General features: G+C 65.4%; 23 protein-coding genes and 1 tRNA gene. 17 read left to right on the forward strand and 7 right to left on the reverse strand.

The window, feature by feature from the left end; all coding sequences use genetic code 11:
- Positions 1-3: 3 nt before the first annotated feature.
- Genes BMI87_RS03075 through BMI87_RS03090 form a run of 4 tightly spaced genes read left to right on the forward strand, consistent with a single transcriptional unit; the run spans position 4 to position 3,819 of the window.
- The gene (locus BMI87_RS03075) at positions 4-726 is read left to right on the forward strand and encodes a transporter substrate-binding domain-containing protein (RefSeq protein ID WP_078519680.1); all 723 of its coding nucleotides are present in this window, start codon (positions 4-6) and stop codon (positions 724-726) included.
- Positions 727-781: 55 nt separating this feature from the next.
- Positions 782-1,660 carry an ABC transporter permease gene (locus tag BMI87_RS03080; protein WP_078519681.1) on the forward strand — a complete coding sequence of 293 codons (879 nt, stop codon included), beginning with the start codon at positions 782-784 and terminating at the stop codon, positions 1,658-1,660.
- A complete protein-coding gene (locus BMI87_RS03085; RefSeq protein ID WP_078519682.1) occupies positions 1,657-2,484 on the forward strand; it encodes an ABC transporter permease in 828 nt (275 codons plus the stop codon). Before BMI87_RS03080 ends, BMI87_RS03085 begins: the two co-directional genes overlap by 4 nt.
- Positions 2,485-2,487: 3 nt before the next feature.
- The gene (locus tag BMI87_RS03090; RefSeq protein WP_078519683.1) at positions 2,488-3,819 is read left to right on the forward strand and encodes a glutamine synthetase family protein; all 1,332 of its coding nucleotides are present in this window, start codon (positions 2,488-2,490) and stop codon (positions 3,817-3,819) included.
- Between the two features lie 94 nt (positions 3,820-3,913).
- On the opposite strand, the gene BMI87_RS03095 is transcribed toward BMI87_RS03090, so the two are convergent.
- The 5 genes from BMI87_RS03095 to BMI87_RS03115 form a co-directional block, all read right to left on the reverse strand.
- Positions 3,914-5,221, reverse strand: a complete 1,308-nt coding sequence (locus BMI87_RS03095) for an MATE family efflux transporter (protein ID WP_078519684.1) — start codon at positions 5,219-5,221, stop codon at positions 3,914-3,916.
- A complete protein-coding gene (locus BMI87_RS03100; protein ID WP_075776152.1) occupies positions 5,214-5,738 on the reverse strand; it encodes a PaaI family thioesterase in 525 nt (174 codons plus the stop codon). The genes BMI87_RS03095 and BMI87_RS03100 overlap by 8 nt, the downstream gene beginning before the upstream one ends.
- Complete coding sequence (locus BMI87_RS03105) at positions 5,735-6,193, reverse strand: PaaI family thioesterase (protein ID WP_078519685.1); 459 nt, start codon at positions 6,191-6,193, stop codon at positions 5,735-5,737. The genes BMI87_RS03100 and BMI87_RS03105 overlap by 4 nt, the downstream gene beginning before the upstream one ends.
- 65 nt (positions 6,194-6,258) lie before the next feature.
- Positions 6,259-6,534 (reverse strand): peptidase, encoded by a 276-nt coding sequence (locus tag BMI87_RS03110; RefSeq protein ID WP_078519686.1) that lies wholly within the window; start codon positions 6,532-6,534, stop codon positions 6,259-6,261.
- A gap of 104 nt (positions 6,535-6,638) precedes the next feature.
- Complete coding sequence (locus BMI87_RS03115; protein ID WP_078519687.1) at positions 6,639-7,088, reverse strand: nucleoside deaminase; 450 nt, start codon at positions 7,086-7,088, stop codon at positions 6,639-6,641.
- Between the two features lie 123 nt (positions 7,089-7,211).
- Here BMI87_RS03115 and BMI87_RS03120 point away from each other — a divergent pair, with 123 nt between their 5' ends.
- From BMI87_RS03120 to BMI87_RS03145, 6 genes are all read left to right on the forward strand, one after another.
- Complete coding sequence (locus BMI87_RS03120) at positions 7,212-8,786, forward strand: pseudouridine synthase (RefSeq protein WP_078519688.1); 1,575 nt, start codon at positions 7,212-7,214, stop codon at positions 8,784-8,786.
- A gap of 253 nt (positions 8,787-9,039) precedes the next feature.
- Positions 9,040-9,951: a 5-bromo-4-chloroindolyl phosphate hydrolysis family protein gene (locus tag BMI87_RS03125; protein WP_078519689.1), complete on the forward strand. Its 912-nt coding sequence runs from the start codon at positions 9,040-9,042 to the stop codon at positions 9,949-9,951.
- A 61-nt stretch (positions 9,952-10,012) separates the two neighbouring features.
- The gene (locus BMI87_RS03130) at positions 10,013-11,191 is read left to right on the forward strand and encodes a toxic anion resistance protein (protein WP_078519690.1); all 1,179 of its coding nucleotides are present in this window, start codon (positions 10,013-10,015) and stop codon (positions 11,189-11,191) included.
- Positions 11,188-12,156, forward strand: a complete 969-nt coding sequence (locus BMI87_RS03135) for a DUF2927 domain-containing protein (protein ID WP_078519691.1) — start codon at positions 11,188-11,190, stop codon at positions 12,154-12,156. Before BMI87_RS03130 ends, BMI87_RS03135 begins: the two co-directional genes overlap by 4 nt.
- A gap of 22 nt (positions 12,157-12,178) precedes the next feature.
- A complete protein-coding gene (locus tag BMI87_RS03140; RefSeq protein ID WP_078519692.1) occupies positions 12,179-13,306 on the forward strand; it encodes an SPFH domain-containing protein in 1,128 nt (375 codons plus the stop codon).
- Positions 13,307-13,310: 4 nt separating this feature from the next.
- Positions 13,311-14,444, forward strand: coding sequence for a zinc ribbon domain-containing protein (locus BMI87_RS03145; RefSeq protein WP_246832632.1), 1,134 nt, complete (start codon positions 13,311-13,313; stop codon positions 14,442-14,444).
- Between the two features lie 5 nt (positions 14,445-14,449).
- On the opposite strand, the gene BMI87_RS22450 is transcribed toward BMI87_RS03145, so the two are convergent.
- Positions 14,450-14,626: a hypothetical protein gene (locus BMI87_RS22450; protein ID WP_158522074.1), complete on the reverse strand. Its 177-nt coding sequence runs from the start codon at positions 14,624-14,626 to the stop codon at positions 14,450-14,452.
- A gap of 68 nt (positions 14,627-14,694) precedes the next feature.
- Here BMI87_RS22450 and BMI87_RS03150 point away from each other — a divergent pair, with 68 nt between their 5' ends.
- From BMI87_RS03150 to BMI87_RS03180, 7 genes are all read left to right on the forward strand, one after another.
- A complete protein-coding gene (locus tag BMI87_RS03150) occupies positions 14,695-15,147 on the forward strand; it encodes a thioredoxin domain-containing protein (RefSeq protein ID WP_078519693.1) in 453 nt (150 codons plus the stop codon).
- A gap of 86 nt (positions 15,148-15,233) precedes the next feature.
- Positions 15,234-15,309, forward strand: a tRNA-Ala gene (locus BMI87_RS03155).
- A 284-nt stretch (positions 15,310-15,593) separates the two neighbouring features.
- Positions 15,594-16,097, forward strand: a complete 504-nt coding sequence (locus BMI87_RS03160; protein WP_078519694.1) for a YbjN domain-containing protein — start codon at positions 15,594-15,596, stop codon at positions 16,095-16,097.
- A 27-nt stretch (positions 16,098-16,124) separates the two neighbouring features.
- On the forward strand, positions 16,125-16,937 hold the full coding sequence (proC, locus tag BMI87_RS03165; protein WP_078519695.1) for a pyrroline-5-carboxylate reductase: 813 nt from the start codon (positions 16,125-16,127) through the stop codon (positions 16,935-16,937).
- Entirely contained in the window at positions 16,934-17,269 is a 336-nt protein-coding gene (locus tag BMI87_RS03170) for a tRNA-binding protein (RefSeq protein WP_078519696.1), read from the forward strand. The genes proC and BMI87_RS03170 overlap by 4 nt, the downstream gene beginning before the upstream one ends.
- The gene (locus BMI87_RS03175) at positions 17,269-18,216 is read left to right on the forward strand and encodes a D-glycerate dehydrogenase (RefSeq protein WP_078519697.1); all 948 of its coding nucleotides are present in this window, start codon (positions 17,269-17,271) and stop codon (positions 18,214-18,216) included. Before BMI87_RS03170 ends, BMI87_RS03175 begins: the two co-directional genes overlap by 1 nt.
- A gap of 42 nt (positions 18,217-18,258) precedes the next feature.
- A complete protein-coding gene (locus BMI87_RS03180) occupies positions 18,259-19,377 on the forward strand; it encodes a beta-ketoacyl-ACP synthase III (RefSeq protein WP_078519698.1) in 1,119 nt (372 codons plus the stop codon).
- 3 nt (positions 19,378-19,380) lie between these two features.
- Here BMI87_RS03180 and BMI87_RS03185 read toward each other — a convergent pair whose 3' ends face one another.
- Complete coding sequence (locus BMI87_RS03185; RefSeq protein ID WP_078519699.1) at positions 19,381-19,962, reverse strand: thymidine kinase; 582 nt, start codon at positions 19,960-19,962, stop codon at positions 19,381-19,383.
- Between the last annotated feature and the right edge of the window lie 30 nt (positions 19,963-19,992).

The raw sequence follows: 19,992 nt of genomic DNA on the forward strand, positions 1-19,992 counted from the left end.
AAAATGAAAAAACTGATCCTGACCGCTGCCATCCTCGGCCTTTCGGCCGGCGTCGCTGCGGCACAGACCGTCCGCATGGGCACCGAGGGCGCCTACCCTCCCTACAACTTCATCGACGATAACGGTGAAGTCGCGGGCTTCGAGCGCGAACTCGGCGACAAGCTCTGCGAGATGGAGAGCCTCGACTGCACTTGGGTCACCAATGACTGGGATTCGATCATCCCGAACCTGCTCTCGGGCAACTACGACACGATCATGGCTGGCATGTCGATCACCGCTGAGCGTGAGAAGACCATCGACTTCACCCAGGCCTATTACCCGCCGGCGGCTTCGTCCTACATGTCGATGGACCCGGGCGCGGACCTCAAGGGCGGCGTGATCGCGGCGCAGACCGGCACCATTCAGGCGGCCCATGTCGCTGAAACCGGCGCAACGCTGGCCGAATACGCGACCCTCGACGACACGATCGCCGCCGTGAAGAACGGTGAGGCCGACGCGGTCTTCGCCGACAAGGACGCGCTCAAGCCCTTCGCGGGCCAGGACAACATGGAATTCGTGGGCGACGACGTGCAGCTCGGCAAAGGCATCGGCATCGGCCTGCGCAAGTCCGACACCGAGCTGAAGGACAAGTTCAACGACGGCATTTCCAAGCTGAAAGCCGATGGCACGCTCAACGAACTGCTCAAGAAGTATTTCGGCGACGACGCCCTGACCTTCAAGAACTGATCCAGAAAACGAGGCCGGGGCGGCATGAGCCGCTCCGGTCCCGACCGAAAGTCCGATGTTCGAAAGCTGTTCCGATCCCTCTGCCCTTCACGGGCTTGGCTGGCTGCTCTGCTACCTGACCACAGGTAAGCAGATCATGTTCTATGGCTCGTTCGGCATCGTGCTGATCCTGCTGGCCGTGACCGCGCCGGTGGCGCTGATCTTCGGCTTCGGCGGGGCGCTGGCCGCCCGGTCGAGCGCCGCCCCGCTGCGCTTTCTCGGACGCGGCTACATCGCGATGGTGCGCGGTGTGCCCGATATCATCTTCTTCCTTTTCGTGCCGATCGCGATGGACCAGGGCCTCGAATACCTGAAGTCACGCGCGGTCTGCCCCGATCCCGGCCCGGCCTGGACGGGTAACGAATTCCACGTCTGTGCCTCCGCGAAAATCCCGCTCGGCACGGCCCCGCAATTCTATCACGAGGCCTATGGCTTCGCGCTGGCCGTGGTGGCCTTCTCCATCGTCTACGGCGCCTTCGCCGCCAACGTACTGTTCGGTGCGATGCAGGCGGTACCGCGTGCGCAGCTGGAGACTGCCGAGGCTTACGGCATGACCCGCGCGCAGGTGAACCGTCGGGTGCTGATCCCGCAGATGTGGGCCTATGCGATCCCCGGCCTGTCGAACCTCTGGATGATCCTCATCAAGGCGACGCCCCTGCTGTTCCTTCTGGGCATCGAAGACATCGTCTATTGGGCGCGCGAACTGGGCGCGACCAAGTCGAGCATCTACGCCTATCCGCATCCCGACTGGCGTCTCTATTACTTCCTCGTGCTGCTGGTCTTCTATCTGGTGATGACCAAGCTCTCCGAGATCGTGCTGGCCCGCATCAACCGCCGCCTCGCCTTCGGGCAGGCCACGGCTGCTGGTGAAGCGCTGAGAAAGGCGGACGCATGAGCTGCATTCAGACCATCGCGGATTACGGGCTGCGCTCCGTGGGCATCGGCGAGCGACTGCTGCCGCGCTCGGATTTCACCATGTGCCAGCAATTCACCCTGATCGGCTCGGGGATGATCTGGAACCTCTATTTCGGCATTCTCGCGCTTCTGGCGGGGTTCTTCCTCGCGACGACGCTGGCGGTCGCGAAGAACTCCGATCGCGCGATCTTCCGCAAACCGGCCGAATGGTTCATCTTCCTGTTCCGCGGCTCGCCCCTCTTCATCCAGTTCTTCCTCGCCTACGAGGCCTTCGCGATGCTGCCCCGTGCAGGCTTCCCGATCCTCGGGATCACGGTCGCGACGGACTGGATCACGCGGGCCTGGGCAGGCGCACTGATTGTGCTGTTCTTCAACACCTCCGCCTATGCCGCCGAGATTTTCTACGGCGCGCTGCGCTCCGTGCCGAAAGGCGACATGGAAGCGGCCGACGCCTACGGCATGACCGGCTGGACCAAGTTCCGCCGCGTGACATGGCCCACGATGCTCCGGCTCGGCTGGCCGTCCTACACCAACGAGGCGATCTTCCTGTTCCACGCCACCACGCTCGTCTTCTTCTCGGGCTTCCCGGCGTTCCGGCAGGAGGGCGACGCGCTCTATTACGCGAAATATTTCGCGGACAAGACCTTCAATCCCTTCATCCCCTACCCGATCGCGGCGTTCTACTTCATTCTGCTCACGCTCTGCGTCATCGCGGTCTTCGGGGTGATCAACCGCCGCCTGAACCGCCATCTGCCGCAGGAAAGCCGCAAGCGCTTCCGGTTCAGGCCGCAGATTATCAGGTGACACATGAACTGGCTGCACGACCATCCCGACGTTCGCACGATCCGCGTGGCGGCGGCCGATCTCAACGGGGTGGCGCGCGGCAAGCGCCTGCCGGCCCGCTTCGCCGATAAGGTCTTCACCGAAGGGACGCGCTTTCCCTATTCGGTGATGAATCTCGACATCTGGGGCGAGGATGTCGAAGACAGCCCGCTCGTGTTCGAATCCGGCGATGCCGACGGGCTTTTGATGCCGACCGAGCGGGGCTTCCTGCCGATGCCGTGGCTCTCGGCGCCGACTGCGCTGCTGCCGATCTGGATGTTCCATATGGACGGCAAGCCCTATGCGGGCGATCCCCGGCAGGCGCTCGCGCGCGTGGTGGAACGCTACAAGGCGCTGGGGCTGACCCCGGTGGTCGCGACCGAGCTGGAATTTTTCCTGATCGACGACAGCGGCAAGACGCTGCGCGTGCCGCCCTCGCCCCGCTCGGGTAAGCGCCGCACCGGCGGTGAGGTCCTCTCGCTCCGCGCGCTCGACGCGTTCGACATCTTCTTCAGCCAGCTCTACGACGCCTGCGAGGCGATGGATATTCCTGCCGATACCGCGATCTCCGAAGCGGGTCCGGGCCAGTTCGAGATCAACCTTTCGCACCAGCCCGACCCGCTGAAGGCCGCCGATGACAGCTGGCTGTTCAAGATGCTGGTGAAGGGTCTGGCGCGCGCGCATGGCTTCGCCGCGTCCTTCATGGCGAAACCCTACGACGAATGGCCCGGCAACGGGATGCATATGCATTTCTCGGTGCTCGACGCCGAGGGCAACAACATCTTCAACGACGGCACGCCGCAAGGCTCGGACCAGATGCGCCACGCGGTGGCCGGGTGTCTGGCCGCGATGGAGGGCTCGGGCCTGATCTTCGCGCCGCATGAGAACAGCTATGACCGGCTCGTGCCCGACGCCCATGCGCCGACCGGCATCGCCTGGGCCTATGAGAACCGCACCGCGGCGCTGCGCATCCCCGCTTCGGGCCCGCAGGCGCGGCGGATCGAGCATCGCGTGGCGGGCGGCGACGTGAACCCCTACCTGATGATCGCAGCGATTCTGGGTGCCGCCCTGATCGGGATCGAGGACAAAATGGAAGCGCCCGAGCCGATCAAGGGCAACGCCTATGCGCTGGACCTGCCGCAGATGCCGACCGATTGGGAAGCGGCGATCGACGCCTTCCAGAATTGCGAGATCATGCCGCGCATCTTCGACCGCGACCTGATCACCAATTTCGCCATGACCAAGCGGCAGGAGCTGCATTACATGGCCGAGCTGTCGGATCAGGAACAGACCGAGCTTTATCTGGATACCGTCTGAAGGGGGCGCTGCCCCCTCGGGCTTCGCCCTCACCCCCGGGATATTTCTCCCAAGGGGAAGGGACAGGCGGGGCGCAGCCAGAGGGGCCGCGCCCCTACCCGGCTGCCGCTTTCGCCTCGGCCCTTGGATAGAGCCGCGCCATCGTCAGGCCGCGCGTGGCGTTGAGGATCATCAGCCCCGCCCAGAGCCCGTGATTGCCGAAAAGGGGGATCAGCACGAAAAGCGCGGCCGTGTAGATCGCGACCGAGATCACCATCGCGTTGCGCATCTCGCGCGTCAGGGTCGCGCCGATGAAGATGCCGTCGAGCATCCAGGCCGGTCCACCGATCAGCGGCGCGGCGGCGATCCAGATCAGATAGTTGCGCGCCTCGATGCGGACATTCGGGGCGGTGGTCATCAGGTCGATGATCGCGGGCCCCGCGAGCAGGAAGACCGCGCCCAGCGCGAGCGCGCCACCGATCCCCCATTGCGAAGACACGATGCTCGCCCGGCGCAGCCGTGCCGCCGAATGGGCGCCCACGGCCTGGCCCACGAGGCTCTCGGCGGAGAAGGCAAACCCGTCCAGCGCGAAGGCGGTAATCTGCAGGAATTGCAGCAACACCTGATTGGCCGCGAGCGTCACATCGCCCTGCCCCGCGCCGAGGAACAGGAAGCTGGTGAAGCTCGCCTGCAGTAGGATCGAGCGCAGCATGATGTCGGTATTCACCCGCGCCATAGTCGCCAGTTTCACCCGGTCGAAGATTGCGCGCGCGCGCCACAAGCCGTTTACGAAGGCCGCGCGACACAGCCACAGCGCCAGCACCACACCGCTAATCTCGGAGATCAGCGTGGCGCCGGCGACGCCTTGCACGCCCCAGCCGAGGCCCAGCACGAAGAACAGATCCAGTCCCACGTTCAGCGCGTTCATCGTCACTTGCAGCAAAAGAACCCCGCGGGTGCGCTCCAACGCGATCAGCCAGCCGGTGAAGGCGTAAAGCGAGATCGTCAGCGGCGCACCCCAGATGCGGATCTGCAGGTAGTCGCGGGCAAGGCGTTCGACCTCGTCGCTCGCCGGGGCAAGCTGAAACGCGGCCCAGAACAGCGGAATTTGCAGCACGATCAGGCTCAGCCCGGCGATGCCTGCAATGATCAGCGCGCGCATCAGCCCGGCAGAGACCTCGCCGGTATCGCCCGTCCCATGCGCCTGGCTCACGAGCCCGGTCGTGCCCATCCGCAGGAAGCCGAATATCCAGTAGAGCGAGGACAGGATTACCGCGCCGATCCCCACCGCCCCGATCGGTGCGGGCAGGCCGATCTGGCCGACGACGGCCGTGTCGACCGCGCCGAGGATCGGGATCGTGGCGTTCGAGAGGACGATGGGCAGCGCGATCTTCAGGACCCGCGCATGGGTAATCTCAGCCATTGGCGGAGGTATCGTCCCGCGCGGGCATCAGAAAATGGCCCGTCGCTTGGGCGAAAATCCGGGTCCGGTTGTCCTGCCACGCCTCGACATGGACGCTGGCGTAACGCCGCCCCGAACGATTGACGCGGGCGCGCGCATAGGCGTCGCGCGGCAGGCCGGAGCGCAGGTAGTCCACGGTGAAATCGATCGTCTTGGGCAGCCGCGGCAGGCTCTCCGGCGTGAGCGCGTCGAAATCGATCCGCCCCGCCTCGATATCGTCCCACAGGTAGGACCAGCTGAGTTCGATGATCGCGGTGACCTCGAGAAAGGCCGCCGTCACCCCGCCATGGATCGCGGGCAGCATCGGGTTGCCGATCAGCTTGTCGTCATAGGACAGAACGCCGGTCAGCTCGTCGCCGCGCCGGTCGAAGCCGATGCCGAGGAACTGCGCATAGGGAATGCCCTCGACGAGCATCTTGAGCGCGCCGTCGCGGCGCTGCTTGACCTGCTGGACGGGTTCGGGCTTGGGACGGCTCATGCTTGCCCCTCCGATTTGGGTTTTTCGGGGCGCGAGACGGTGAAGGCGCCGGTGGCGGTCGCCACGGGCCGCTCGGCATCCTCGTCATGGGTGGTGGCGCGTACGAAGGCCACCGAGCGGGTGACGTGGTAGCATTCGGCCCGCGCGGTGATCCGCTGACCGGGCGTCGCGGGCCGCATGTAATCGATGCGCAGATCAAGCGTCGCGGTGGAGGCCCCGGCCTGCGGATGGCTCATCACGGCGGCGCCCGCGCAGGTATCCATCAGCGCCGAGACCGCGCCGCCATGGATCACGCCGGTGCGCGGATCGCCCACGAAGCGCGTGTCATAGGGCATCGACAGGGTCGCGCAGCCCGGGCTGATCTCGTCCATCTGCATCCCCAGCGCGCGGGAATGCGGGATCGCCTCGATGAACTGGCGGGCCTGTTCGAGTATCTTGTCGTTCTGGTCGCTCATGAAATCATCCCCGAATATCTTGCGCGACTATCCCCGCTGGCCGACGGGGTTACAAGACCCGCGCCTCAGCCCTGACCCTGCGACACAAGGAAATAGCGCACGATCCCGTAAAGGTAGAAACCGGTGAACATGATGTTGAGATATTTCAGCTGACGTTCGGTATGGAGCCAGGCGTGATAGGCCCAGATCAGGCAGAACGGCAGGCTGAGAAAGAGATTGAGCGGATACCAGTTCTGCACGATGGCGATGGTCGAGGCGATGCCGAGGGCCAGAGCGACCCATTTCATCTCTTGCTGATAGGCCGCAAGGCCACCTTCGCGCAGACGCAGTGCCGGACGCATGCCCGCTCCTTCTGACTGATACCAATGTCGGGGATCGCGGCCCTTGGGGCCTGCGATGCGATTGATATGCCACAGGAAAGGCAATCCGTCCAGACGGGCGTCGCTCAGCGGCGCGCGGCGAAGAAATCCTTCAAAAGCGCCTCGGCCTCCGCCGCCCCGATACCGTCGTAGATTTCCGGCACGTGGTGGCTTTGCGGATGCGAGAAGACGCGCGGCCCCTGCGCGACGCCGCCCGATTTCGGATCGGCCGCGCCGTAATAAAGCCGCGAGATCCGGGCCTGAGAGATCGCCGAGGCGCACATCGGGCAGGGCTCGAGCGTGACGTAGAAGTCATAGCCCGGAAGCCGCTCCGAGCCGATCTGCGCACAGGCCTCGCGCATCGCGAGGATCTCCGCATGGGCGGTCGGATCGCCCAGCTCGCGGGTGCGGTTGCCAGCGGCGGCCACCACCCTACCGTCAGGAGAGACGACGACTGCGCCCACGGGCACCTCGCCGCGCTTGGCCGCCTCGCGCGCCTCTGCGAGCGCCTGTTGCATGAAAGACCGGAATTCCATGGCTCTTCATCGCTTGCAAATCCGCGCTTATCAAGACGCTTCCCACGCGCAGCAGAAAGGTGTAGATCGCCATCTTTCGCGCCCGAGCGACTCGCGCGCCCCCTCCCCTAGAAGGAACCGGACATGACCGACACTCCCGACAACTCCCCCGAAAATTCCGTTTCGAAATCCGCCGACAAATCCGGCGCGAAAGAGCGCATCGCCAAGGTGATCGCGCGCTCCGGCGTGGCTTCGCGTCGTGACGCCGAGAAGATGATCCTCGCCGGCAAGGTCGCGGTGAACGGCAAGCAGATCGCCTCGCCCGCGCTCGACGTGGCGGCGTCCGACAAGATCACCATCGACGGCAAGCCGATCGACGCGCCGCAGGAAACGCGGCTTTGGCTCTATTACAAGCCGCTGGGTCTGGTCACGACCGAGAAAGACGAACAGGGCCGCCGCACGATCTTCGACGAGATGCCCGAAGGCATGCCGCGCGTGCTGAACGTGGGCCGCCTCGACATCAACTCCGAAGGCCTGCTGCTCTTGACCAATGATGGCGGGTTGAAGCGCCGTCTGGAGCTGCCCGAGACCGGTTGGCTGCGCAAATACCGCGTGCGCGTGAATGGCCGCCCGACCGAGCAGTCTTTCGAGCCGCTGCGTCAGGGCATCACCATCGAGGGCGAGGAATTCCTGCCGATGGAGGTCTCGCTCGACCGTCAGCAAGGCGCGAATGCGTGGCTGACCGTGGGCATCCGCGAAGGCCGCAACCGCGAAATCCGTCGCGCGATGACCGAGATCGGCTTCCAGGTGAACCGCCTGATCCGGATCAGCTACGGCCCGTTCCGCCTGATCGATATGAAGGCGGGCGACGTGATGGAAGTGAAGCGCCGGATGCTGCGCGACCAGTTGGGCGGGTTGCTCGACGACAAGCCCGCAGGCGGCGAGGCGAAGCCCGAGCGCAAGGAGCGTGGGGATCGCCCTGAGCGCGGCGAGCGCAAGGATCGGGGCGACAAGCCGCGTTTCAAGCGCGATCGCGATGAGGGCGGCCGTGAGGACAAGCCGCGCTTCCGCAAGGATCGCGACGAAGGCGGTCGTGAGGATCGTCCGCGCAAGCCGCGCACGGGCGGCTTCAAATCGCATCGTGACGAGGGCGAGCGCGGTGATCGGGGCGAGCGCGGCGATCGTGGCCCGCGCTTCTCGAAGGACCGGGGCGAGCGCCCGGATCGCGGGCCGCGTGGCGACAAGCCGCGCTTCAACCGCGACCGCGACGAGGGCGGTCGCGACGACAAACCGCGTTTCCGCAAGGACCGCGAAGAGGGCGGCCGCGAGGATCGCCCGTTCCGCGACGGGCCGCGCAAGCCGCGCACCGGTGGGTTCAAATCGCATCGCGATGAGGGTGAGCGCGGCGATCGTGGCCCGCGTTTCTCGAAAGATCGCGGCGACCGTCCGGATCGTGGGCCGCGCGGCGACAAGCCCAGCTTCAACCGCGACCGCGACCGCGACGAAGGTGGCCGTGACGACCGTGGTGGCGACAAGCCCCGTTCGGGCGGCTTCAAATCGCATGGCGGAAAGCCGGGCGGCAAGCCGCGCTCGGGCGGGTTCAAGTCCCACGGCGACGCGCGCGGCGACCGGCCCGCACGCTCCGGCGGCTTCAAGTCGCATTCGGGCAAACCGGGCGGGAAACCCGGTGGCAAGCCCTTCGGTGGCAATCGCGACTGACCGGCGAAAACGCGCTTTGAGAGAGGGGAAAACCGCTGTGGTTTTCCCCTCTTCTTTTTCCTCGGCGAGTTTACGCGAATTTCACACCGTCTCTCTGGCATAGACCCGCCAGCCTGCTTATAAATTCCCCTGAGGACGTCGAAATTCGCGTCCGATGGCAGGGGCTGGCGATGTCGCGCGAGGCGCAAAAGAGAATCGCTTTCTGGCTGATGATCGCGCTGACGCTGTCGGTCGCGCTCACCGGGAGCGTGTGATGGCTCAACGCTATGGCGGAAAATACTCGCCCCAAGGCCCGACCAGCGGGCCCGACCTGCGCGATCCCCGCAGCGTGCCGCCCCATCGTCGTCCCGATGCCCGCCACCCCGAAGAAGGCCGTCCGTTCTGGATCGTGGCCGCCGCGCTGCCCTTCCTGCTGGGCGCCTTCGGCGAAGGCCCATTTGCACTGGCCCGCGCGCTTGGCGCCTTCGCGCTGATCGCAGGCGCCGCCTGGACGATCCGCGAGGGCCTGCGGGCCGAGTTCGCCTATGTGGCGCGCAGTTCGGCCAAGCGCCCGGCCTTTCCGCGGAAAATTCTGGGCTCCGTCGCCTATGGTCTGGGGCTTGCACTGGGTGCGCAGGCCCCCGAACTTGGCGTGATCGGCGCGGCCGGGATCGGGGCTATCGGCACGGTGGTCTCGCTTGTGGCCTTCGGTCTCGACCCGCTGAAAGACAAGGGGATGGACGGCGTAGACGAGTTTCAGCAAGAGCGCGTGGCCCGCGTGGTCAAGGAAGGCGAGGCCTATCTGACCGAGATGCGCAGGGCGATCACCCCCTCGGGCGAGCGAGTGTTGATCACCCGCGTCGAGCAATTCGCGACCACCGCGCGCGATCTGTTCCGGGCGGTCGAGGAAGATCCCGGCGATCTGGCGCAGGCGCGGCGCTACATGACCGTTTATCTGGAGGGCGCGCGCGACGCGACGATCAAGTTCGCCGATCTGTGGCGCAACACACGCGATCACAAGGCACGCGACGATTACGCGGCGCTGCTCGATGATCTGGAGGCGAATTTCACCGCCCGCACCCGCAAGATGCTGGAAGATGGCCGCGAGGGGCTGGAGATCGAGATCGACGTGCTGCGCGACCGGCTGGCGCGCGAAGGGGTCGTGCCGACGACCCGCGAGAATTGACGAAGCGTGACGTGACAAGTGACACCGGGAACTGCCCCGACAGGCGCAAGGAGGCCCTGAGATGACCGAGACGACCCGCCAAAAGGCAACCGAGCTGATGACCGAAGTGGAAGGTGTCAGCGGTTCGCTGCTGCCCGAGCCGGGCCCGGCAGAGGCGGTGACGCCGCTCGATCAGGCCCCGCCCGAGACCGCCGAGGAAATCCGCAAGCGCATGGCCGAGCTGGACATGGGCGACTCGAATTCGATTGTGCAGTTCGGCTCGCGCGCGCAGGTCGATCTACAATCGATCAGCCAGGAGATGCTCTCGGGCGTCAAGAACAAGGATGTCGGCCCCGCCGGGGACAGCCTGCGCCAGATCGTCACCACGATCCGCGGGTTCTCGGTCTCGGAGCTCGACGTGCGCCGCAAGCGGAGCTGGTGGGAAAAGCTGCTGGGCCGCGCCGCGCCGTTTGGCAACTTCATCGCCCGGTTCGAAGAGGTGCAGGGCCAGATCGACCGCGTCACCGACGAGTTGCTGAGCCACGAGCACAAGCTGCTCAAGGACATCAAATCGCTCGACATGCTCTACGACAAGACGCTGCATTTCTATGACGAACTCGCGCTCTATATCGCGGCGGGCGAGGAAAAGCTGGCCCAGCTCGACCGCGAGGAAATCCCTGCGAAAGAGGCGGCGATGGAAGCCGCGTCCGAGGATCAGAAAGTGCTCAAGGCGCAGGAAATCCGCGATCTGCGCGCAGCCCGTGACGATCTGGAGCGCCGGGTGCATGATCTGAAACTGACCCGTCAGGTGACGATGCAGTCGCTGCCCTCGATCCGGCTGGTTCAGGAGAACGACAAGAGCCTTGTGACCAAGATCAACTCGACGCTGGTGAACACCGTGCCGCTGTGGGAGACCCAGCTGGCGCAGGCGGTCACGATCCAACGCTCGCGCGAGGCGGCAGGCGCTGTGCGCGAGGCCAATGATCTGACCAACGAGCTTCTGAAATCGAATGCCAAGAATCTGCGCGAAGCCAATGCCGAGATCCGCACCGAGATGGAGCGCGGCGTCTTCGACATCGAGGCGGTGAAGGCGGCGAATGCCGATCTGGTCGCCACGATCGAGGACTCCCTGCGCATCGCGGATGAGGGCAAGCGCAAGCGCGCCGCAGCAGAGCATGATCTGGTGGAGATGGAAGACAAGCTGCGCGACACCCTGTCGGCGGCGAAATCCTCCGCACAGGCTGGCGGGGCTGCGGGATGACACGGATGCGTGCGGCCTTTCCGGTTCTTGCAGGGCTGGCGGCGCTGGCCCTTTCGGCCTGCGCGCCGGGCTTGGGCGGCTCGCCGCTTGCACCGGACAAGACCGCGCGCCCGCCCAGCGCACCGGCCGGTCTCGATCGCTCGGACACCACCAAGCAAAGCGCGCTCTCGCGGGAGATGTCGGCCTATTTCGCCAAGACCGCAGCCGAGATGGAGGCGCGCGGCCAGTTGCGCACCGATGTCGCGCCGCGCGATGCGCCGTTCAACCAGCGGCAACTGGTGCAGGACTTCATCCATATCGCGCTTTACGACGAATACGCGGCGCAGGGCGGCGGGTTCGTCGCCCGTCAGACCCCCTCACGCCTGCGGCGCTGGGACAAGCCGGTGCGGATGGATATCGACTTCGGCGCCTCGATCCCCAAGGCCGACCGCGCCTCGGATATCGCCGAAGTGCGCGCCTATGCGGGCAAGCTTGCGCGCGCCTCGCGCCATCCGGTCAGCGTGGTGAACCGCGGCGGCAATTTCCACGTGCTGTTCCTGAACGAGGACGAGCGCCGGGCGATCGGTCCGCGCCTGCGCCAATTGGTGCCGGGGATCGATGACAGCTCGGTCGAGGCGATCACCAATCTGCCGCTCTCGACCTATTGCGTGGTCTTCGCCTTCTCGCAGGGCGACAGTCCGATCTATACCGACGCGGTCGCGGTGATCCGGGGCGAGCACCCGCCGGAACTGCGCACCAGCTGCATCCATGAGGAACTGGCCCAGGGGCTGGGTCTCGCCAATGACTATCCGCGCGCGCGGCCCTCGATCTTCAACGATGATGAGGAATTCTCGCTGCTGACCAAGCATGACGAGTTGCTGCTGCAGATGCTTTACGACCCGCGCCTGACGCCCGGCATGACCGAACGCGAGGCCCGCCCGATCGTCACCACCATCGCCTCCGAATTGCTGGGCGGCGCAAGCTGAGAACCAAGAAGGAACCGCATCCATGGGCATTCTCGATTTCCTCTCCGGCGAATTCATCGACGTCATCGGCTGGACCGACGACACCCGCGACACGATGGTCTGGCGGTTCGAGCGCGAGGGTCACGCGATCAAATACGGCGCGAAGCTGACCGTGCGCGAGGGGCAGGCCGCGATCTTCGTCCATGAGGGGCAGCTGGCCGATATCTTCGGGCCCGGGCTCTATATGCTCGAGACCAACAACCTGCCGATCCTGACGACGCTTCAGCACTGGGATCACGGGTTCAAATCGCCCTTCCAGTCCGAGATCTATTTCGTCAACACCACCCGGTTCAACGACCTCAAATGGGGCACGAAAAACCCGGTCATGGCGCGCGATCCGGAATTCGGCCCGGTGCGCATCCGCGCTTTCGGCACCTATTCGATGCGCGTCACCGATCCGGGCAAGTTCCTGACCGAGATCGTCGGCACCGATGGCGAATTTACCTCGGACGAGATCAGCTACCAGCTGCGCAACGTGATCGTGCAGGAGTTCTCGCGCGCTATTGCCAGCTCGGGCATCCCGATCCTGGACATGGCCGCGAACACCGCCGACATGGGCAAGCTGATCACCAAGGCGATCGCACCCACCATCGCGAATTACGGGCTGGAGCTGCCCGAATTCTACATCGAGAACGTCTCGCTGCCCGAAGCGGTGGAGGCGGTTCTCGACAAGCGCACCTCGATGGGGATCGTGGGCGATCTGAACAAATACATGCAATACAATGCCGCCGAGGCGATGGGCCAGCCGGGCTCGGGCGCCTCCGCCGGGATGGGCGCCGCGATGGGCGCGGGCATAGGCGCCGGGATGGGCATGGCAATGGGCCAGCAGATGGGGCCGTGGGGGCAGATCGCCCAACAACCCGCTGCCGCCGCGCCGCCGCCCCCTCCCCCGCCGCCGGTCGAGAAGGTCTGGCATCTCGCGGTCAACGGCCAGACGCAGGGGCCCTTCGGGCGCGGACATCTGGGGCGGATGGTCTCGGAAGGCTCGCTCACCCGCGACAGCCTCGTCTGGACGCCGGGTCAGAACGGCTGGATGCGCGCCGAGGACGTGACCGAACTGGCGCAGCTCTTCACCATCGCGCCGCCGCCGCCCCCGCCTGCTGCGAGCTGATCCGATGCTGGGTTTCCCGAAAGTGGGGCGGAGCGCGGCTGCCGCCCCTGCCGACCCACGCGGCGAGAGCCACTATCACTGCGAAAGCTGCGGCGCCGATCTGCGGTTTGCGCCGGGCCAGACGCGACTCGTCTGCGACCATTGCGGCCATGTGCAGGACATTCCCTCCGCCACCGGGCGCGGAGAGGCGCGCTTGCGCGAATTGCCGCTCGACGATGCGCTGACCCGCGAATTGCCCGCGCAGGAGATGGAAGAGCACCGCACCGTCTCCTGCCCCAATTGCGGCGCCTCGATCGAGCTACAAAACGGTGAGCACGCAACCGAATGTCCGTTCTGCGCGACGCCCGTGGTGGTCGATACCGGCACGACGCGGCTGATCAAGCCGCAAGGGGTGCTGCCCTTCCAGCTGACCGAGGACCAAGCGCGCGCGGCGCTCTCGAAATGGCTCGGCTCGCTCTGGTTCGCGCCCAACGGGCTGTCGCAATATGCCCGCAAGGGGCGGCGCATGACCGGCATCTACGCGCCCTTCTGGACCTTCGACGCCGCGACCCGCACGCGCTATTCCGGCCAGCGGGGCGATGCCTATTACGAGACCCGCACCGTGCAGACCGACAAAGGCCCGCGCACCGAACAGGTCCGCCGCATCCGCTGGACGCCGGTCTCGGGTCAGGTGGCGCGCGATTTCGACGATGTGGTGATCTACGCCGCGCGCTCGCTGCCGCCCGAATACGTGCAGGCGCTGCGCCCGTGGGACCTGACCGCGCTCGAACCCTATCGGCGCGACTATCTCGCGGGCTTCACCGCCGAGGGCTACACCGTGCAACTGCAGGAGGGCCATCACGCAGCCCAGGCCGAGATGATCCGCGTCATCCAGACCGACATTCGCCGCGATATCGGCGGCGACGAACAGCGGATCGGCGCGATGGACCCGCAGTTCTCGGCCGAGACCTTCAAGCATATCCTGCTGCCGATCTGGACCGCCGCCTACAAGTTCCGTGGCCGCTCCTACCGCTTCGTCGTGAACGCCCAGACGGGCCGCGTGCGCGGGGATCGTCCGTGGTCGGCATGGAAGATCGCGCTGGCGGTGCTCGCTGCGGTGATCGTCGGGGGAACGCTCTTCTACCTGAAGAGCCGCTGAGCGAGTCAGCCTTTCGCGAGATCGTCCATCCCGAAGGCGATGCCCTGCGGGGCGAGCCATTCGGCGAAGCGCGCGATCTTCTCGTCGAGCGAACAGGTATTGGTTTGCCGCGCCATCTCGATGTCATAGGCGGCGCGAAGGTCCATCTGGCGTTCGGGGCTCAGCTCTTTCCAGCGCGTCATGTCGTCTCCTTGCAAAGCCGAAGTGGGTTCCCGATATATCTTGCAACCCAATGTAAAGGAGGGGTGACATGACCCAATCCTCTCAAAGCTACCGTGTGACCTGCCTCGATTGCGGGCAGGCCAACCGCGTTCCCGCCGAGAAGCTGGGCGCGAACCCGAAATGCGGCACCTGCGGCGGCTGGCTCGTCTCGCACAAGGTGACCGAAGTCGACTTCAAGACGCTCGCCAAGGCCGAAAAGGACGATCTGCCGCTGCTGGTCGATTTCTGGGCGCCGTGGTGCGGCCCGTGCAAGGCGATGGCGCCGCAGTTCAACATGGCCGCCGAGAAGCTGACACCGCATGTGCGGCTGGCGAAGATCAGCACGCAGGTGAACCCCACCGCGACTCAGCGCTACCGGATTCAGGGCATTCCCGCCTTCATCCTGTTCGCCAAGGGCCGCGAGGTCGCCCGCGCCGCAGGCGCCCGCCCGGCAGGCGATCTGGTGAATTTCGTGAAGTCGAAAATCTCGGTGCCCGCATAACGCGGATCGGCAGAAAATTTCGCGCGGGGCGCGGGCGGGCCGCTTGACAACGCCCGCGCCTTGCGCGAAATACCACGCCACGGTTCGGGGCCTTAGCTCAGCTGGGAGAGCGCGTCGTTCGCAATGACGAGGTCAGGGGTTCGATCCCCCTAGGCTCCACCAAACCGCCTCAAAAAGCGCCCGTTCTTCGGGCGCTCTTTGCGTTTCCGAACAATCTCAAATGCTTAGCGTGTAGCAATCCGCAATCCGCCCCGCATTGTGGATGAACTATCCCCAGATTTCGTGGGGGCCACCCGGCTTATCCACCAGAAATTGCTTTACACAATAGCAACCTGCCTACACGATATCTTGTAGGGACAGGCGGCTGCTACCGCCGTTCCTTGTAAAGCCGACAAGCCCTAGGGGAGCTGCACCCCGGGCATCTAAAAAGGCAGGGGGATACGAGCATGGCACTGAGCGAAGACTATCTGTACGCCGAGGAACTCCACCCGATCGACATCGTCGAGACGCTGGCCGAAGCCCATGAATGGGAATTCGACCGGGTCACCGATGACCAGATCGCAATGGCGGTCGAGGGTCAGTGGCGGACCTATTCGATCACGCTGGCCTGGTCGCCGATGGACGAAACCCTGCGGCTGATCTGCACCTTCGAGATGGACCCGCCGCCGGCCCGCGAAGGCGCGCTTTACGAGCTTCTCAACCGCATCAACGACCGGGTCTGGACCGGCGCCTTCACCTTCTGGCCCGATCAGCGGCTGATGGTCTGGCGGCACGGGCTGGTGCTCTCGGGCGGGCAGCTGCCCGGGCCGGAGCAGATCGACCGGCTGATCGGCGCGGCTGTCGTCTCCTCCGAGCGGTTCTACCCGGCCTTCCAGCTGGCGACCTGGGGCGAGCGCGATCCCGAAGACGCGATGCAGGTGGCCATTGCGGAGGCCTACGGGCGCGCCTAATCTCCCCCCGAACCAAAAGGGGGAAGCATGAGCTTTGACAAGATTTCCGACCGCGGCCTCGTCATTCTGGGCTGCGGACGCATGGGCGGCGCGATCCTTCAGGGGCTGTTGAAGGGCGGCCTGCCCGCAGCCTCGGTCTGGGTGGTCGATCCGAATCCGTCCGACTGGCTGAAAGAGGCCGGCGTGAATCTCAACGCCGATCTGCCCGAGAATCCGGCTGTCGTTCTGGTCGCGGTGAAGCCGCAGATGATGGCCGACGCGCTGCCGCAACTCTCGGCCATGGCCGAGGGCGATACGCTGTTTGTCACCGTCGCCGCCGGGATCACCATCGAGGGCTACGAGAAGATGCTGGGCAAGCAGGCCCGACTCGTGCGCGCGATGCCCAACACGCCTGCCGCGATCGGCCGCGGCGTGACCGCGATCGTCGGCAATCCGAACGCGACCAACGACGATCTGGACACCGCGGATGCGCTGATGACCGGCGTGGGTCAGGTCGTGCGGCTCGACGATGAGGAACAGATGAACGCCGTGATCGGCGTCTCCGGCTCGGGCCCGGCCTATGTCTTCCACCTGATCGAGGTGATGGCGGCGGCGGGCGAGGCCGAGGGGCTCGACCCTGATCTGGCGCTGCGGCTCGCCAAGGCGACCGTGGGCGGTGCGGGGCAACTGGCCGAGGATAGCGACGAGACACCCTCGAAGCTGCGCGAGAACGTGACCTCTCCCGGCGGGACGACGGCAGCGGCGCTGGAGGTTCTGATGGACCCCGAGACCGGCATGCCGCCCCTGATGCGCAAAGCGGTCGCGGCGAATATCGCGCGCAACCGGGAGCTGGGGAAATGACCATCTCCTTCGACGACTTCATGAAGGTCGACATCCGCTGTGGCCGGATCACCGAGGCCGAGCCCTTCCCCGAGGCGCGCAAGCCCGCGATCAAGCTCTGGGTCGATTACGGCCCCGAGATCGGCGTGAAGAAAAGCTCCGCCCAGATCACGGTGCATTACGCGCCCGAGGAGCTTGTCGGCAAGCTGGTCTTCGGCGTGGTCAACTTCCCGCCGCGCCAGATCGGGCCGTTCATGTCCGAGGCGCTGGTTTTGGGCGTGCCGGACGAGGCAGGCGAGGTCGTGCTGCTGACGCCCGACAAGGACGTGCCTATCGGCGGGAGGATGTTCTGATGAAGCTCCTCGTAACCCGCAAGCTGACGGACGAGGTCGAGGCCCGTGTGGCGAAGGAATTCGACGTGACCTTCCGCAACGGGGCCGCGCCGATGACCGAAGACGAGGCGCGGCAGGCGCTGGCCGAATACGATGCGCTTCTTGTGACCTTGGGCGACAAGGTGACGGCAGCGGCCTTCGAGGGTAGCCCCCGCGCGAGGATCGTGGCCAACTTCGGGGTGGGCTATAACCATATTGACGTGGCCGCCGCCGAGGCAAAGGGCATCACGGTGACCAACACGCCGGGCGCGGTGACCGATGCGACCGCCGATATCGCGATGATGCTGATCCTGATGAGCGCGCGACGTGCCTCGGCGGGCGAGCGCTTCGTGCGGCGCGGCGACTGGACCGGCTGGACGCCAACGCAATTCCTTGGCCAGCACGTCTCGGGCAAGAAGGTCGGCATCATCGGTCTGGGCCGCATCGGCACTGCGATTGCGAAACGCTGCCATTTCGGCTTCGGCATGGAGGTCGCCTACACCAAGCGCACCCCCGTCGATCCGGGCTTCCCCGCGACGCATCTGAGCCAGGACGAGCTGCTCGCAACTTCCGATTTCGTGGTGATTGCGGTGCCCGCAAGCCCGGCTACGCATCACCTGATCGGCGCGGCGGAGATCGCGAAGATGCAGCCGCATGCGCATCTGATCAACATCGCGCGCGGCGATATCGTCGACGAGGCGGCACTGGTGGCCGCAATGCAGGGCAACGTGATCGCGGGCGCGGGCCTCGACGTCTATGAGCGCGAGCCGGAGGTCCCCGAGGCTCTGCGCGCGCTGGATAACGTCACGTTGCTTCCGCATCTGGGCACCGCCGCTCTTGAGGTGCGTGACGACATGGGCCACATGGCGGTCGACAATCTCATCGCCTTTCGTGACGGCAACACGCCGCCCAATCGCGTGTCGTCTTGACCTTTCACCTCCTTGGCGGGAGGCTCTGCCAAGGAGGATCCGATGCATCAAGCCGTCATTACCGGGACCGGGGTCTATACGCCGGAACACGTCATCACGAATGCCGAACTGGTCGAGGCGTTCAACGCCTATGCCGATCTGTTCAACGCCGAGAACGCAGAGGCCATCGCCGCGGGCGAGATCGAGGCCAAGCCGCATAGCTCGGTCGAGTTCATCCTGAAAGCCTCCGGGATCGAGCAGCGCTACGTGATGGACAAGGAAGGCGTGCTGGACCCCACGCGCATGTATCCGCGCTTGCGCCAGCGCTCGGATGACGAGCCGGGCATCATGGCCGAGATCGCGCTCGATGCCTGCAACAAGGCGCTGGCGCAGGCCGGGCGTAAAGGCGAGGACATAGACCTCGTGATCTGCGCGGCCTCGAATATGGAGCGCGCCTACCCCGCCGTCGCCATCGAGATCCAGAAGCTTCTCGGCGCGGGCGGGTTCGCTTTCGATATGAACGTCGCCTGTTCCTCGGCCACCTTCGGCATTCAGGCCGCCGCCGACATGATCCGCACCGGCTCCGTGCGGCGCGCGCTGGTCGTGAACCCCGAGATCACCTCGGGCCACCTCGAATGGCGTGACCGCGACTGCCATTTCATCTTTGGCGATGTGGCGACCGCGACGCTGATCGAACGGCGCGAGGATGCGCCGCATGGCTTCCTGATCCGCTCCACCCGCTGCGCGACGGAGTTTTCCAACAACATCCGCAATAACAATGGCTTCCTGCGCCGCACACGTCCCGATGGCGTGGCCGACCGCCGCGACATGCAGTTCATGCAGGAGGGCCGGAAGGTCTTCAAGGAAGTGATGCCGATGGTCGCGCAGCACATCCTCGGCCATCTCGCCGACGCGGAGGTGAAACCCGAGGATCTGCACCGCCTCTGGCTGCATCAGGCGAACAAGACGATGAACGACTTCGTCGGCAAGAAAGTCTTGGGCCGCGATCCCGAGCCGGGCGAGCAGCCCAATATCCTGCAGGATTACGCCAACACGTCCTCCGCCGGGTCGATCATCGCGTTTTCGAAATATTCCGACGATTTCAAACCGGGCGAGATCGGGCTGATCTGTTCCTTCGGGGCGGGCTATTCGGTGGGCTCGGTCGTTCTCGAGAAGATCTGAGGCTTACGCCTCGCCCATCGCTTTGCGCCAGTGGCGGCGGCAGAGGCTGACATAGGTCTCGTTGCCGCCGATCTGCACCTGATCGCCGTCGCGCAGCGCCTGTCCGTCCGGGCCCATCCGCACCACCATCGTGGCCTTCTTGCCGCAATGGCAGATCGTACGGACTTCGCGCATCTCGTCGGCCAGCGCCAGCAGCGCCGCCGAGCCGGGGAACAGCTTGCCCTGAAAATCCACCCGCAGCCCGTAGCACATCACCGGCACGCGCAGGTCATCGACCGCGCGGGCGATCTGCCAGACCTGCGTCTCGGTCAGGAACTGCGCCTCGTCCACGAAGATGCAGGCACAGGGGCCATCCGCCAGCCGCGCCTCGATCAGCGCGAACATGTCGGTCTCTTCGGAAAAACAGGCCGCCTCCGCACCGATGCCGATCCGGCTCGCGATGCGCCCGTCGCCTGCGCGATTGTCGAGCCGCGCGGTCACGAGGAAGGTCTCCATCCCGCGTTCGATATAGTTGTGGGAGGCTTGCAAGAGGATCGTGCTCTTGCCCGCGTTCATCGTGGAATAATGGAAGTAGAGCTTGGCCATGGCCTGCAATAGCCCGCGTTTTTCAGGGGG

The organism is Thioclava sp. F28-4, from assembly GCF_002020045.1.
GTDB classification, from domain to species: domain Bacteria; phylum Pseudomonadota; class Alphaproteobacteria; order Rhodobacterales; family Rhodobacteraceae; genus Thioclava; species Thioclava sediminum.

Excerpts from the sequence above, each read along its gene's own strand:
- proC (WP_078519695.1), top strand. The coding sequence starts at position 16,125 with ATGAGCTTTGACAAGATTTCCGACCGCGGCCTCGTCATTCTGGGCTGC.
- BMI87_RS03105 (WP_078519685.1), bottom strand. The coding sequence starts at position 6,193 with ATGAGCGACCAGAACGACAAGATACTCGAACAGGCCCGCCAGTTCATC.
- BMI87_RS03175 (WP_078519697.1), top strand. The coding sequence starts at position 17,269 with ATGAAGCTCCTCGTAACCCGCAAGCTGACGGACGAGGTCGAGGCCCGT.
- BMI87_RS03135 (WP_078519691.1), top strand. The coding sequence starts at position 11,188 with ATGACACGGATGCGTGCGGCCTTTCCGGTTCTTGCAGGGCTGGCGGCG.
- BMI87_RS03100 (WP_075776152.1), bottom strand. The coding sequence starts at position 5,738 with ATGAGCCGTCCCAAGCCCGAACCCGTCCAGCAGGTCAAGCAGCGCCGC.
- BMI87_RS03150 (WP_078519693.1), top strand. The coding sequence starts at position 14,695 with ATGACCCAATCCTCTCAAAGCTACCGTGTGACCTGCCTCGATTGCGGG.
- BMI87_RS03075 (WP_078519680.1), top strand. The coding sequence starts at position 4 with ATGAAAAAACTGATCCTGACCGCTGCCATCCTCGGCCTTTCGGCCGGC.
- BMI87_RS03185 (WP_078519699.1), bottom strand. The coding sequence starts at position 19,962 with ATGGCCAAGCTCTACTTCCATTATTCCACGATGAACGCGGGCAAGAGC.
- BMI87_RS03180 (WP_078519698.1), top strand. The coding sequence starts at position 18,259 with ATGCATCAAGCCGTCATTACCGGGACCGGGGTCTATACGCCGGAACAC.
- BMI87_RS03120 (WP_078519688.1), top strand. The coding sequence starts at position 7,212 with ATGACCGACACTCCCGACAACTCCCCCGAAAATTCCGTTTCGAAATCC.
- BMI87_RS03085 (WP_078519682.1), top strand. The coding sequence starts at position 1,657 with ATGAGCTGCATTCAGACCATCGCGGATTACGGGCTGCGCTCCGTGGGC.
- BMI87_RS22450 (WP_158522074.1), bottom strand. The coding sequence starts at position 14,626 with ATGACGCGCTGGAAAGAGCTGAGCCCCGAACGCCAGATGGACCTTCGC.
- BMI87_RS03145 (WP_246832632.1), top strand. The coding sequence starts at position 13,311 with ATGCTGGGTTTCCCGAAAGTGGGGCGGAGCGCGGCTGCCGCCCCTGCC.
- BMI87_RS03115 (WP_078519687.1), bottom strand. The coding sequence starts at position 7,088 with ATGGAATTCCGGTCTTTCATGCAACAGGCGCTCGCAGAGGCGCGCGAG.
- BMI87_RS03130 (WP_078519690.1), top strand. The coding sequence starts at position 10,013 with ATGACCGAGACGACCCGCCAAAAGGCAACCGAGCTGATGACCGAAGTG.
- BMI87_RS03110 (WP_078519686.1), bottom strand. The coding sequence starts at position 6,534 with ATGCGTCCGGCACTGCGTCTGCGCGAAGGTGGCCTTGCGGCCTATCAG.
- BMI87_RS03170 (WP_078519696.1), top strand. The coding sequence starts at position 16,934 with ATGACCATCTCCTTCGACGACTTCATGAAGGTCGACATCCGCTGTGGC.
- BMI87_RS03080 (WP_078519681.1), top strand. The coding sequence starts at position 782 with ATGTTCGAAAGCTGTTCCGATCCCTCTGCCCTTCACGGGCTTGGCTGG.
- BMI87_RS03140 (WP_078519692.1), top strand. The coding sequence starts at position 12,179 with ATGGGCATTCTCGATTTCCTCTCCGGCGAATTCATCGACGTCATCGGC.
- BMI87_RS03125 (WP_078519689.1), top strand. The coding sequence starts at position 9,040 with ATGGCTCAACGCTATGGCGGAAAATACTCGCCCCAAGGCCCGACCAGC.
- BMI87_RS03095 (WP_078519684.1), bottom strand. The coding sequence starts at position 5,221 with ATGGCTGAGATTACCCATGCGCGGGTCCTGAAGATCGCGCTGCCCATC.
- BMI87_RS03160 (WP_078519694.1), top strand. The coding sequence starts at position 15,594 with ATGGCACTGAGCGAAGACTATCTGTACGCCGAGGAACTCCACCCGATC.
- BMI87_RS03090 (WP_078519683.1), top strand. The coding sequence starts at position 2,488 with ATGAACTGGCTGCACGACCATCCCGACGTTCGCACGATCCGCGTGGCG.